The organism is Paenibacillus sp. KN14-4R (assembly GCF_052180255.1).
GTDB lineage: Bacteria > Bacillota > Bacilli > Paenibacillales > NBRC-103111 > Paenibacillus_AM.
Genome location: NZ_CP197466.1, coordinates 914,162 through 927,751, shown reverse-complemented (window position 1 = coordinate 927,751; position 13,590 = coordinate 914,162). Strand labels below are relative to the sequence as shown.

The window sequence follows — 13,590 nt, the reverse complement described above, 5'->3', positions numbered from 1 at the left end:
TATGGCTCCCCGAACAGGGCTCGAACCTGTGACAACACGATTAACAGTCGTGTGCTCTACCAACTGAGCTATCAGGGAATACTTAACTATTATACAGGGTTTATTCCCTGAAAACTAGTAGCAAAACGAAGGTAAATCATGGTATTTAGATAAGCCCTCGACCGATTAGTATTGGTCAGCTCCACACATTGCTGCGCTTCCACCTCCAACCTATCAACCTCGTCGTCTACAAGGGGTCTTACTAATTGGGAAATCTCATCTTGAGGGGGGCTTCGCGCTTAGATGCTTTCAGCGCTTATCCCCTCCGTACATAGCTACCCAGCGGTGCTCCTGGCGGAACAACTGGTACACCAGCGGTACGTCCATCCCGGTCCTCTCGTACTAAGGACAGCTCCTCTCAAATTTCCTACGCCCACGACAGATAGGGACCGAACTGTCTCACGACGTTCTGAACCCAGCTCGCGTACCGCTTTAATGGGCGAACAGCCCAACCCTTGGGACCTACTTCAGCCCCAGGATGCGATGAGCCGACATCGAGGTGCCAAACCTCCCCGTCGATGTGGACTCTTGGGGGAGATAAGCCTGTTATCCCCAGGGTAGCTTTTATCCGTTGAGCGATGGCCCTTCCATGCGGTACCACCGGATCACTAAGCCCGACTTTCGTCCCTGCTCGACTTGTTGGTCTCGCAGTCAAGCTCCCTTATGCCTTTGCACTCTTCGAATGATTTCCAACCATTCTGAGGGAACCTTGGGACGCCTCCGTTACTCTTTAGGAGGCGACCGCCCCAGTCAAACTGCCCACCTGACACGGTCCCTCTACCGGTTATACGGTAGTAGGTTAGAACTCCGATACGATCAGGGTGGTATCCCAACGTTGCCTCCACCTAAGCTGGCGCTCAGGCTTCTAAGGCTCCCACCTATCCTGTACAGATCGTACCAAAGTTCAATATCAAGCTGCAGTAAAGCTCCATGGGGTCTTTCCGTCTTGTCGCGGGTAACCTGCATCTTCACAGGTATTAAAATTTCACCGGATCTCTCGTTGAGACAGCGCCCAAGTCGTTACGCCATTCGTGCGGGTCAGAATTTACCTGACAAGGAATTTCGCTACCTTAGGACCGTTATAGTTACGGCCGCCGTTTACTGGGGCTTCGGTTCACAGCTTCGGGATTGCTCCCTAACCACTCCCCTTAACCTTCCAGCACCGGGCAGGCGTCAGCCCATATACTTCGCCTTACGGCTTCGCATAGACCTGTGTTTTTGCTAAACAGTCGCTTGGGCCTTTTCACTGCGACCCCCTCGAGCTATTCACTCTACCGGGGTACCCCTTCTCCCGAAGTTACGGGGTCATTTTGCCGAGTTCCTTAACGAGAGTTCTTCCGCGCGCCTTAGAATTCTCTTCTCACCCACCTGTGTCGGTTTACGGTACGGGCACCTTGACCTGACTAGAAGCTTTTCTTGGCAGTGTGAAATCATGACCTTCGGTACTTTAAGTTTCCCTCCCCATCACAGCCCAGCCTTATCGATGTGCGGATTTGCCTACACATCAGCCTCACTGCTTGGACGAGCATATCCATCGGCTCACGTCACTATCCTACTGCGTCACTCCATCGTTCATAACGGTTTTTGGTGGTACAGGAATTTGAACCTGTTGTCCATTCGACTACGCCTTTCGGCCTCGCCTTAGGTCCCGACTTACCCTGAGCGGACGAACCTTCCTCAGGAACCCTTAGGTTTTCGGCGGACAAGATTCTCACTTGTCTTTTCGTTACTCATACCGGCATTCTCACTTGTGTACGCTCCAGCTGTCCTCACGATCAACCTTCACTGCTGTACACAACGCTCCCCTACCCAAACAGAAATTCATCTGTTGTCATAGCTTCGGTGGTGTGTTTAGCCCCGTTACATTTTCGGCGCAGAGTCACTCGACCAGTGAGCTATTACGCACTCTTTAAATGATGGCTGCTTCTAAGCCAACATCCTGGTTGTCTTTGCAACTCCACATCCTTTCCCACTTAACACACACTTGGGGACCTTAGCTGATGATCTGGGCTGTTTCCCTCTTGACAATGGATCTTAGCACTCACTGTCTGACTCCTGGATATAAGTATGTGGCATTCAGAGTTTGACTGAACTTGGTAACCCTTGGGGGGCCCCGCATCCAATCAGTGCTTTACCTCCACTACTCTCTTTCCAAGGCTAGCCCTAAAGCTATTTCGGGGAGAACCAGCTATCTCCGAGTTCGATTGGAATTTCTCCGCTACCCCCACCTCATCCCCGCATTTTTCAACATGCGTGGGTTCGGGCCTCCAGTGCGTGTTACCGCACCTTCACCCTGGACAGGGGTAGATCACACGGTTTCGGGTCTACGTCTACATACTAAAATTCGCCCTATTCAGACTCGCTTTCGCTGCGGCTCCGGCTTATCACCTTAACCTCGCATGCAAACGTAACTCGCCGGTTCATTCTACAAAAGGCACGCCATCATCCCTTAACGGACTCTGACTTTTTGTAAGCGCACGGTTTCAGGTTCTTTTTCACTCCCCTTCCGGGGTGCTTTTCACCTTTCCCTCACGGTACTGCTTCACTATCGGTCGCTAGGGAGTATTTAGCCTTGGCAGATGGTCCTGCCAGATTCCGACGGGGTTTCACGTGTCCCGCCGTACTCAGGATCCGTCTAGGAATTTCGCTCACTTTTGGCTACAGGGCTGTTACCTTTTATCGCAGACCTTTCCAGATCTCTTCGCCTAGCAAGCTATTTCCATGTTGACGTCCTACAACCCCAAAGAGCAAGCTCTTTGGTTTGGGCTAATCCGCGTTCGCTCGCCGCTACTGACGGAATCACTTTTGTTTTCTTCTCCTCGAGGTACTTAGATGTTTCAGTTCCCTCGGTATACCTCCTCTGCAGCTATGTATTCACTGCAGGGTAACTGTGCATTACCACAGCTGGGTTCCCCCATTCGGACATCCCCGGATCAAAGCCTGCTTACGGCTCCCCGAGGCATTTCGTCGTTCGCCACGTCCTTCTTCGGCTCCTAGCGCCTAGGCATCCTCCGTGCGCCCTTATTAGCTTATCTTATTGTAATTAGACCAAAGTCTTCTTACGGATCAACTAAATAGGCAATTCTTATGAAACATAAGAATGCTTTAGATGTTCGATGATTTTCCATTTGCATGGATAACATCGTCCTATGCTTTACTTCTTCGTTTCGCTATCTAGTTTTCAAGGAACAAGGTTTTCGAAAGGCTATTGGCCTTTCAAAACTGAACACGAGTGAATGAATATTATATATTTGAATGTTTCCGTTGCAGGAAACGATTCTCCATAGAAAGGAGGTGATCCAGCCGCACCTTCCGATACGGCTACCTTGTTACGACTTCACCCCAATCATCTACCCCACCTTCGGCGGCTGGCTCCCTTGCGGGTTACCCCACCGACTTCGGGTGTTGTAAACTCTCGTGGTGTGACGGGCGGTGTGTACAAGACCCGGGAACGTATTCACCGCGGCATGCTGATCCGCGATTACTAGCAATTCCGACTTCATGCAGGCGAGTTGCAGCCTGCAATCCGAACTGAGATCGGCTTTTTAGGATTCGCTCCAGATCGCTCTTTCGCTTCCCGTTGTACCGACCATTGTAGTACGTGTGTAGCCCAGGTCATAAGGGGCATGATGATTTGACGTCATCCCCACCTTCCTCCGGTTTGTCACCGGCAGTCATCCTAGAGTGCCCACCATTACATGCTGGCAACTAAGATCAGGGGTTGCGCTCGTTGCGGGACTTAACCCAACATCTCACGACACGAGCTGACGACAACCATGCACCACCTGTCTTGAATGTTCCGAAGAAGGACTCTATCTCTAGAGTTTGCATTCAGATGTCAAGACCTGGTAAGGTTCTTCGCGTTGCTTCGAATTAAACCACATACTCCACTGCTTGTGCGGGTCCCCGTCAATTCCTTTGAGTTTCAGTCTTGCGACCGTACTCCCCAGGCGGAATGCTTAATGTGTTAACTTCGGCACCAAGGGTATTGAAACCCCTAACACCTAGCATTCATCGTTTACGGCGTGGACTACCAGGGTATCTAATCCTGTTTGCTCCCCACGCTTTCGCGCCTCAGCGTCAGTTATAGGCCAGAAAGTCGCCTTCGCCACTGGTGTTCCTCCACATCTCTACGCATTTCACCGCTACACGTGGAATTCCACTTTCCTCTCCTACACTCAAGTCTTCCAGTTTCCAGTGCGAATCGGGGTTAAGCCCCAACCTTAAACACCAGACTTAAAAGACCGCCTGCGCGCGCTTTACGCCCAATAATTCCGGACAACGCTTGCCCCCTACGTATTACCGCGGCTGCTGGCACGTAGTTAGCCGGGGCTTTCTTCTCAGGTACCGTCACCTAAAGAGCAGTTACTCTCCTTAGCGTTCTTCCCTGGCAACAGAGCTTTACGATCCGAAAACCTTCATCACTCACGCGGCGTTGCTCCGTCAGACTTTCGTCCATTGCGGAAGATTCCCTACTGCTGCCTCCCGTAGGAGTCTGGGCCGTGTCTCAGTCCCAGTGTGGCCGTTCACCCTCTCAGGTCGGCTACGCATCGTCGCCTTGGTGAGCCATTACCTCACCAACTAGCTAATGCGCCGCAGGCCCATCTGTAAGCAACAGGTCACCCCGTTTTTCTTGACCCTCTCATGCGAGAAGACCACTTATTTGGTCTTAGCTACCGTTTCCGGTAGTTATCCCAATCTTACAGGCAGGTTGCCTACGTGTTACTCACCCGTCCGCCGCTACCCGAGCTTTCCGAAGAAAGCTGAGCCGCTCGACTTGCATGTATTAGGCACGCCGCCAGCGTTCGTCCTGAGCCAGGATCAAACTCTCCATTAAAGACTTTTCCAAAGGAAAATGTCTGGTGAGCTGATTGCTCAAAATTTACTTACTAGCTTTGTCGCGACCGCTTTGCTAAAAGCGCTACTGTCGTCGACTGTTTGAGATTTTACAATCTCTTTATATTCATTCACTCGTTGTTCAGTTTTCAAAGGACAATCTCGCTTTTCAGCTTTGCGCCGTTTTAGCGGCGACTTCTTTAATATACCACATTCGCACCGTTTATTGCAAGTGTTTATTTATTTCCAATTTCTTACTCGGCTGTTTCGGCCTCACTTGTTATAAGGTTTTGAATGCTGCCGTTTTAGCGGCGAGATCTAATTTAACATAGACAAAGCTGGTAAGTCAACACCTATTCAAAAGTTATTTTAGAATTGTAATTTTCAGAAAATTGATGTGTTTAAAAAAGGCTAATCCATAATAAAAGAGCAGTCGACTGACTGCTCCTAGATCGTTCCCACTAATCACATTGATTCGATGGTATACATGATTGTTAGTTCACTCATATCACTCGTGTTCGTAACCAATACTTCTTTAATTAATGATTTACGTATTAATTTGTTCAATAACATCGGAAGCTCCAAATGAATATCTTCAATCTCAAGGCAAATTTTCAATTCTTCTAAGCTCCATGGTTCCGGGCGACTATCTAAAATACGTAATAACAATGTACAGCAGTTAGAGATACGTGATACAACTGAAAATTCACATGCAAGAAGTACGAGCTGAACGCGCTGCTTTAATGTCTCGTTACTCATTGTCAGCTCTTCGAAAAGTTTATATATACCGGGATTAATCGTTCGAATTTGCTGCCATATCATATTGTCTGGATAAAAGCCCGCTTCAATAATAGCGATCCTTGCCCAATGGTGTAAGGCTTGTAAAATACAAGCGTAAGCATCCAGCACCTGCTCATCTAGCACATATTCTCTGCTCTCCTGGTATTTTCTTAAAAATTGAGCAAATTCAATGAGTAACAATCGATCCTTCATTTCCACTGGAAAATTGACAATATTGTTACGTAGCCCTGCAAGCTGCGCATCTCGTTCCACCACAATCTCTCCTCTTAGTACCCACCGCAGAAGGTTAGGATCCTTGCCACCTATGGTGCATTGCTTCATATATGCGGTTTCAATCCATCTTTCTTGTATACGGATATTGCCTTTTATATAATAAAAAGTACAATTGTGCTTCGTAGTATCGCATGTTAAGATTAGCAACAACAGGTCAATATTGTTCGTAGATGATGGATATTCCACCTCTACTGGAACACGAATTACTCCAAGAACGCTTTGGTCCTGTATGAACTTCTCGTAACAATTATTGAAATTTTTCGGCATTATGATTGCCCCCATAAGTGTTGCAACACATTTTTAAAAGATGTAATTCTACATACATGTGTTCGTTTCCTGCTCATTCGGCTAACAATATTATTAAGTGGAGAAAGTAGTGATCTTGAGTTATGGCAAAGACTTCTAAAGTAATGAAATCAAGTAAAGTTAATGAGTTTCGCTTGTGGGGACTACTACTCACTATGGGTGGAATGATGATGATGATCGTAGGTCTTGCAGGGATTGTATTTGACTGGGGAACAATTGGACGAGTCATTGCGATTATATTCGGTGCTATCGGTATGGTCAGTATGTTGGTCAGTATGGGCGTTTATTTCTGGGCAGGAATGTTATCTACATCAGCTACGGTCATTGAATGTCCGGAATGCGGGAAGCAAACCAAGTTACTAGGTAAAACAGATCGTTGTATGTTTTGTAAAACGATCCTCACACTCGATCCTAATCTGGACCCAGGTACTTCTACACCATCTAGTAACTAATTTTAGTAGTATTAAAAAGAAGGACTTTCGCCTAAGCGAAAGTCCTTCTTTTTATGCTTCGTTCTATTTTATAAACAAATAAGAAATAATTAAGGCCGCTTGGTAAGACTATCCTCAATAACTTTCCAAATATCCTGTGTTTCAAACCCGCGTCTCCATGAAGCAATTCCTGCTAAATTGAATTTCTTCACAAGCTCTGTACGCAGTTTCATGGATTCCGCATCTTCGATCCAAATTTTATTCAGTTTGTCGCCTTCCTTATATTCCACGTAATTTTGACCTACTTCAGGTTGGAACACTGGGGTAAGCTTATTATCTTTGATAATAGTTTGCGCTTTTTCCATAAAAATTGCTTTTGAAGATACCTTTGTCTTGCCATCCACAGTTTCTTCTGTCCATAGTCGAGTGTAGGTAGGTACACCAAGAACAAGTTTATCAGATGGAACTTCCTCTTCTTCGAGGAGTTTTTTTATTGCATTTTCCACCCATGGTATTGAAGCAACAGAGCCCGCTTTAGGACTTGTCGCCCAATGCTCGTCATATCCCATTAACATCATATAATCCACACTTTGCGCTAACGCTTTACGATCTAAGAAAAGCGACCACATCTCAGATTGAGATTTTGGCGTCACATCAATCGATACAACGAGTTCTTGTTCATGGGCTAAAGGTGTAAACTCGCGGACAAATTGAACAAGATTTTGCTTGTCAGCTGTAACTACATTCTCAAAATCAATATTAATTCCTTCCAGCTTATACATCTGTGCAAAGGAGAGCAGCTGTTTAATCATGTGCATACGCGTATCATAGCTCGACAATGCCTGGGTCGTCTGTTTCGGTTCAAATCCATTATCGAATAATGCCCAAACTTGCAAACCTTTACTATGTGCCCACTTCACATAAGAAGCGTCTGCTGTATTCGTTAAGTTTCCTTTTACATCAGCTAAATGAAACCATGTTGGCGAAATCACATTTAAACCTGGCATAGCTGGTAATTTAGATGTGTCTGGATTTTTAGATGTGACGTGTTCCCATGTCATGTTAATTTTGCCGCCAAGCGGTTTCCAGGGAATATATGGTTTAACCTGGACTTTATTAGGGATTTCTTCAGTCCGCTGAAACTGAATCGAATCCTTCGCTATGTATCCAAACATCCCATTTTTACGTTGAACCTTATACCATCCGCTCTCTTCACCCCAAATCATCACTTCTTCTTGCAGCGCGAGATCGCCTATGATTGGATAAGTGACAGATGAGCCTGTCCGCATAGGTACTGTGGTTATTTCTTTATCCTTCGACATGACTAAACCCCACGCAAGGGAATCCCCACTTTGATTCACAACAACAATTCCTGTTTCTTCATTCTCTCTTATATCTAAATGATACAAATCTTGTAGTGGATCAATTGGTACATTCACTGTACTTCCTTGCTTATCAATTGGAAATTTCAATGTATACGGCTTCTCATTGATTGTGGAAGTTAAGCCTTTGGAGCGTAAACGAACAACTTTATCTTGTGTCGTTACAATCACAGATTGACTCGAATCTTCATAAAGGATCGATGGGTCAATATGCTTTTGAATAAAATCAAGCGGGAGCTTCAAACTTTCCTTGTTGCCTGTAGCATCCGTTGCATAAAGCTCTCCTTTATAAAAGATGGGCTTCGTTTTTCCATAATGTTCAATCCCTACATGTTCCGTATTTGGAACAACACGGTTGAAATAAAAGAATACGGCCGCTATCGCGCCTATGACACAAAAAATGAGGAACAGTATAAAGAGACAACCTTTTTTCTTAATAATCATCACACACCCTTTACATCCTATAGATCATTAAAAAAGACGTATCTACGCTTCCGATTTCATACGGAAAGAAGACACGTCTATTATACTAAAAATGAACCCTGTGGTCAGTTACGAATTAAATGGCGGATAAATATAAATTAATGCAAGTATTGCTTGGAAGCTGTGGCACATTCACTGCAAGTTCCATACACTTCAAGACGATGTCCCTCTACATGGAAGCTAGTTTGTTCAGTTGCAGCTTGCTCAACGTTATATAATGGAGGATGTTCGAAATCAACAATTTTGCCACACTGGACACACATTGCATGGTAATGTTCACTCATATCCGCGTCAAATCGAGATGAATTATCTCCATACGTCAATTCGCGAACTAACCCCGCTTCAATAAACACCTTCAAATTATTATAAACAGTAGCAACACTCATATTCGGAAATTTCTTTTCCAATGCTTTATAAATATCATCAGCAGTTGGATGATTCATCGACTGAAGCAAAAACGATAAAATCGCATGCCGTTGCGGCGTCATCCGAACTCCATTATTTTTCAGTTTACTTAATGCATCCGACAGGTTTTCAGACATGTTTTCACCACCCTGCGACTCGTACTCGAATCAAATCTTACCTTGTATTGTAAAGGTGCAGAGGAATTGTTGTCAATGAAACTTAGCACACTCAGATATTTTTTGTTATTGAGACTTGCCCAATTGTTTTAATTCGGATCACGTGTGTACCTGCGCCATTCTTCCCTTGAAGTCCGTCATTCTTACGTATGTCAGGAAAATCAGAATTCAATCCGCCTGTGATGTTACCCTCCACTCTAAAATCGGCATTGTCTGGCAAGGAAATACTAACGGAACCTATCGAGTTATCGATATCCCATGCACCGTTAATTTGTCCAGACTTAATCGAAATCTTCCCTGTTGTTGTATGAGCCTGAAGAACTCCGCCAGCCTCGGAAATATTTATTGCTCCAACGGTAGATTCTGCTTTAAGGTCACCGCTTATGTTACTGACTTTTACTACACCCGTCGTTGTAATTGCTTGGGCATTACCGCGGATATTGTCCAGCTTGATTTCACCATTGGTCGTCTGTGTAATTACACTTCCATCAATATTGGTTATTTCGATTGAGCCATTCGTAACAGTTGTCCTCAGAACTTGCTGAACAGGAATACCTTCTGCACGAACCTGGCCATTGATGACCTCAATTTGATAATTACTTGATAATGATTTTGGAACAGTAACTTCAAGATTCATGATTGCTTTTTGCTTATTAATGCCCGAAGACGAATAGGTTTGACCTTCTGCACTAATTTGAATGTCCTTTCCAGCCGTATAGTGAATACGTGATTCCTCTGCTATTCTTTTCGCTTCTGCTGCTCCTACATGCGGAACCACTACATGGGTCACGATTTCAATACTCTGCACATCGCCACTGTGAATATTCACTCCGCCATTTACATTCTTCAATTGGATATTTTTTGTATCCGCAGAAAGAAGGACATACGTTTTTTCAAGTTCAAACGAGTTCGAATTCACGTTCGCACTAGAGCTCATATTCGAACTATCATTAGATTGAACTTGTATCACGGGTATGCTTACTCCGTCTTCCTCATCAGAGTCATCTACATAAAATGTTGATATGTTGAGACCTTTAATAAAATCAATAGCAGATGATGCATGTACACTGCCAACAATCACAACGGATATCAAAACAGAAAGCAATATCCCAAGCGAGTCTAATCGTAATTGACGGTCAGAGCTTTTATATTTTGAACTAAAATAAATGTATTCCAGACCTAATAATATGAAAAGAACTGGCCACCAATCCAATATTATGGGCAGCGTATAAATAGATGTAAATTGCTCGAGTAGCAATAAACCGCCGACCACCAAAAGAAGAAATGCCGCAGTATAACGACCAACTTTTATCATCGAATTCCTCCAGAATTATCGTTTGCGCATATTGAGTAAAACCATCAACACACCGATACCAATTAAAATAATCCCACCTACATAAGTACCCAATGTTTGTACGAGTGACGACAGCCAGGTTGGTTTCATGCTCGCCATGAAAAACATACAACCTCCAGCAATGATGATAAATGCAAGTGTATTATTACCAGTCACTTTACCGAAGTTACTGGGAAGTTCCCCATATAAAGCAGTAGCATGATTTACTTTATCTGTATATTGAAGCGCATCGAATATGGTGTAGAAATAAGTAATTGGAATTAGTATAGAGGCGATAAAAATCATTCCTGGATTTGAATCATGCGATGAAGCTAAGGTCACGACAAGAAAAATACTAAATGCGAGAAAAAACATAAACATCAAGCCACGCTGCATTAAGCCTAAATACATGTGACCTGTTCCTGGAATGAAGAAGGATAACATCCCAGATGCCCATTTTTTCTTACGTGGTACAGATGACGGATAGGGTGGATACCCATGATAATTTGGATGGTAAGGCGGTTCATTGTAATTTGGATGTTCATTCATTTGAATGATTCTCCCCTCTAGTTAGATTAGAATGTGAAATAACCTGATATTCGCTCGATGTAATGTGTAACTTCAAGGACAGTTGTATTAAGTGCAAGCAGCTTACTTAGTACACCAGTCTGGATGAAGATATAAGTGGCTGCTGCCGCAATAGCGCCATGGATCATTTCTCTGCGCAATTGAATTACACCACCGGGTGCTTCGTTAGAACCTTTCTCCTGCTGCGAGGAGGCGATAACCACCTGTTTCATTACTTGATCTGTAAAATCACTGGACGGCTCTATGACATCTAGAGGACCCAGGTATTTATTTATACTCTGACGCAGTATTTCGTCGCCGTAAGTGTGCTTGTTGTTCATGCGGATGCACCTCCATCCATTTTTCCTTTAAAAGAGACTTACCACGATAAAGCCTTGTTTCTACTGTCTTGATTGGCAAATTCGTTATTTCAGCTATTTCTTGATAGGACATTTCCTTAAAGTGATACAAGAATAAAATGTGCTGGTATTTGTCAGGTAGTTCAGCGAGCAAGCTGTGTACAGCATCTTGTTGTTCTTGTTTAATCATAATCCCTTCGGGTCCAAGACTGTCATCGCGCCACCAGTCCTTGATTTTATCCAGCATAATTTGTAACGGCTTACGCTTCTGAGACCTTCTGTAATCGGTAACCACATTGACTGTCAGTCGAAAAATCCATGTCGTGAATTTGGAATCGCCTCTAAAATGACTTAGGTTTCGAAAAACTTTAATGAATACTTCTTGTGCCAAATCCTCCGCGGTCTCTCTTTGGCCTACCATTTGGTAAATATAATTAAAAATCAGTCCCTTGTGCCGATCTACCAAATCACGATACGCGTCTATGTGACCTTGACGGATTGATTGGATAAGCTGTTCATCCGTCAATTCTTGCATCGCAGCACCCGCCTCTTATTTAGTTTGATACCTATTAGACGTAAATGATTCGTCGTCCCCTTCAAATATTCGAAAAAAAATAATAGCAATTTTACTTTGGCCGGTAATCCCAAAACACCCCCAAATAACTCCCTATACAAAATAAAAAAGCGACACATTCTAGGATATGTCGCTTCTTTCTCTGGATAGCATACTATTTTAGCTGTTTAAGGCTTCAACGATGAGTTTATTCACCATACCTGGATTTGCTTTCCCTTTACTTTCTTTCATCACTTGTCCAACGATAAATCCAACTGCTCGTTCATTACCCGACTTATAATCAGCAACTGATTTCGGGTTGTTTGCAATAACAGCCAACACGATTTCTTTAATCGCACCTTCATCGCTGATTTGAACAAGTCCCTTTTCCTCAACAATTTGCTTTGGTTCCTTACCTGTTTCAAGCATTTCCTTGAATACAGTCTTCGCAATCTTTGTTGAAATGGTTCCACTGTCGATGAGATTAATCATCTCGCCCAAGCCTTTACCTGTAATGCTGACATCTTTAAGCTCCAAATTCCCTGCATTCAAGTAACCTAGTAAATCTCCCATGATCCAATTGGAGACTTGCTTTGCATCCTTTGTATATTGGAGAGATTCTTCGAAGAAGTCTGCCATTTTCTTGGAAGCCGTAATAACTTCGGCATCATAGTCAGGTAGACCAAACTCCTGACTATAACGTACCTTACGTGCATCTGGAAGTTCAGGGATGGAATTTCTTACACGATCTTTCCAAGCTTCGTCAATATGAATAGACACAAGGTCCGGATCTGGGAAATAACGATAATCGTGGGACTCTTCCTTCGAACGCATGGAAATGGTCTTTCCTTGTGCTTCATCCCAGCGACGTGTTTCTTGAACAACTTGTTGTCCACTATCAAGTACATCTGCTTGACGAATTTCTTCATATTCGAGTCCACGCTGCACACCGCGGAAGGAGTTCATATTCTTCAGTTCAGCTCTTGTACCGAACTTTTCTTGTCCCCAAGGACGAATGGAGATGTTCGCATCACAACGCAGAGATCCTTCTTCCATTTTCACGTCAGAAACTTCGCAGTACAACATGATCGCTTTAAGCTTCTCTAAGTAAGCACGAGCTTCTTCAGGTGTACGAATGTCTGGCTCAGAAACGATCTCTACAAGTGGTGTACCTACACGGTTAAAGTCAACAAGTGAAGCATAACCACCATCTACGTGCGTAAGCTTACCTGCGTCTTCTTCCAAGTGTAATCTCGTAATCCCAATCCGCTTTGTTTTACCATCAACTTCAATATCGATCCACCCATTTTCTCCGACAGGTTTATCGTATTGGGAAATCTGATAGGCTTTAGGTGAATCTGGGTAAAAATAGTTCTTACGATCGAACTTTGTTTCTGTCGCAATTTCACAATTAAGCGCCATTGCCGCTTTCATCGCGAATTCTAATGCCTGATGATTCAAAACAGGCAGTACACCTGGATGACCTAGGCAAATCGGACATGTATGAGTATTAGGCGGTGCTCCAAATGAAGTCGAGCAGCCACAAAAGATTTTGGAATGCGTGTGCAGTTCGACGTGCACTTCAAGACCTACAACGGTTTCATATTTGCTAGTTGTCACTAATAATTGCTCCTTTCCTGACAAAA

The 13,590-nt window shown here is 44.0% G+C and carries 9 protein-coding genes, 1 tRNA gene and 2 rRNA genes; 1 reads left to right on the top strand and 11 read right to left on the bottom strand.

The features are described from left to right. Nucleotides 1-2: 2 nt before the first annotated feature. The 4 genes from ACSBOP_RS04450 to ACSBOP_RS04435 form a co-directional block, all read right to left on the bottom strand. Nucleotides 3-78: transfer RNA gene (locus ACSBOP_RS04450), tRNA-Asn, on the bottom strand. A gap of 67 nt (nt 79-145) precedes the next feature. Further along, nucleotides 146-3,074: ribosomal RNA gene (locus ACSBOP_RS04445) — 23S ribosomal RNA — on the bottom strand. A gap of 252 nt (nt 3,075-3,326) precedes the next feature. Then, nucleotides 3,327-4,876, bottom strand: a 16S ribosomal RNA gene (locus ACSBOP_RS04440). The 16S and 23S rRNA genes sit together here with 1 tRNA gene alongside, the layout of an rRNA operon. Before the next feature lie 464 nt (nt 4,877-5,340). Further along, nucleotides 5,341-6,216, bottom strand: coding sequence for a nucleotidyltransferase-like protein (locus tag ACSBOP_RS04435; protein WP_442603258.1), 876 nt, complete (start codon nt 6,214-6,216; stop codon nt 5,341-5,343). A gap of 122 nt (nt 6,217-6,338) precedes the next feature. Between ACSBOP_RS04435 and ACSBOP_RS04430 the strand changes: the two genes are divergently transcribed. Next, a complete protein-coding gene (locus ACSBOP_RS04430) occupies nt 6,339-6,707 on the top strand; it encodes a DUF2614 family zinc ribbon-containing protein (RefSeq protein WP_442603257.1) in 369 nt (122 codons plus the stop codon). An 89-nt stretch (nt 6,708-6,796) separates the two neighbouring features. On the opposite strand, the gene ACSBOP_RS04425 is transcribed toward ACSBOP_RS04430, so the two are convergent. The 7 genes from ACSBOP_RS04425 to gatB form a co-directional block, all read right to left on the bottom strand. After that, complete coding sequence (locus ACSBOP_RS04425) at nt 6,797-8,512, bottom strand: glycosyl hydrolase family 18 protein (RefSeq protein WP_442604373.1); 1,716 nt, start codon at nt 8,510-8,512, stop codon at nt 6,797-6,799. Between the two features lie 137 nt (nt 8,513-8,649). After that, entirely contained in the window at nt 8,650-9,093 is a 444-nt protein-coding gene (gene perR / locus ACSBOP_RS04420) for a peroxide-responsive transcriptional repressor PerR (protein ID WP_442603256.1), read from the bottom strand. Between the two features lie 91 nt (nt 9,094-9,184). After that, nucleotides 9,185-10,447 (bottom strand): DUF4097 family beta strand repeat-containing protein, encoded by a 1,263-nt coding sequence (locus ACSBOP_RS04415; RefSeq protein ID WP_442603255.1) that lies wholly within the window; start codon nt 10,445-10,447, stop codon nt 9,185-9,187. A gap of 15 nt (nt 10,448-10,462) precedes the next feature. After that, nucleotides 10,463-11,014, bottom strand: a complete 552-nt coding sequence (locus tag ACSBOP_RS04410) for a hypothetical protein (protein ID WP_442603254.1) — start codon at nt 11,012-11,014, stop codon at nt 10,463-10,465. Between the two features lie 26 nt (nt 11,015-11,040). Further along, nucleotides 11,041-11,373, bottom strand: a complete 333-nt coding sequence (locus tag ACSBOP_RS04405; protein WP_442603253.1) for a hypothetical protein — start codon at nt 11,371-11,373, stop codon at nt 11,041-11,043. Further along, complete coding sequence (locus ACSBOP_RS04400) at nt 11,321-11,926, bottom strand: RNA polymerase sigma factor (RefSeq protein ID WP_442603252.1); 606 nt, start codon at nt 11,924-11,926, stop codon at nt 11,321-11,323. Before ACSBOP_RS04400 ends, ACSBOP_RS04405 begins: the two co-directional genes overlap by 53 nt. 198 nt (nt 11,927-12,124) lie before the next feature. Further along, the gene (gene gatB, locus ACSBOP_RS04395; protein WP_442603251.1) at nt 12,125-13,564 is read right to left on the bottom strand and encodes an Asp-tRNA(Asn)/Glu-tRNA(Gln) amidotransferase subunit GatB; all 1,440 of its coding nucleotides are present in this window, start codon (nt 13,562-13,564) and stop codon (nt 12,125-12,127) included. Nucleotides 13,565-13,590 lie beyond the last annotated feature (26 nt).

Coding starts and splice junctions, on each gene's coding strand:
- ACSBOP_RS04425 (WP_442604373.1), bottom strand. CDS start 8,512: ATGATTATTAAGAAAAAAGGTTGTCTCTTTATACTGTTCCTCATTTTT.
- ACSBOP_RS04410 (WP_442603254.1), bottom strand. CDS start 11,014: ATGAATGAACATCCAAATTACAATGAACCGCCTTACCATCCAAATTAT.
- perR (WP_442603256.1), bottom strand. CDS start 9,093: ATGTCTGAAAACCTGTCGGATGCATTAAGTAAACTGAAAAATAATGGA.
- ACSBOP_RS04430 (WP_442603257.1), top strand. CDS start 6,339: ATGGCAAAGACTTCTAAAGTAATGAAATCAAGTAAAGTTAATGAGTTT.
- ACSBOP_RS04405 (WP_442603253.1), bottom strand. CDS start 11,373: ATGAACAACAAGCACACTTACGGCGACGAAATACTGCGTCAGAGTATA.
- ACSBOP_RS04400 (WP_442603252.1), bottom strand. CDS start 11,926: ATGCAAGAATTGACGGATGAACAGCTTATCCAATCAATCCGTCAAGGT.
- ACSBOP_RS04415 (WP_442603255.1), bottom strand. CDS start 10,447: ATGATAAAAGTTGGTCGTTATACTGCGGCATTTCTTCTTTTGGTGGTC.
- ACSBOP_RS04435 (WP_442603258.1), bottom strand. CDS start 6,216: ATGCCGAAAAATTTCAATAATTGTTACGAGAAGTTCATACAGGACCAA.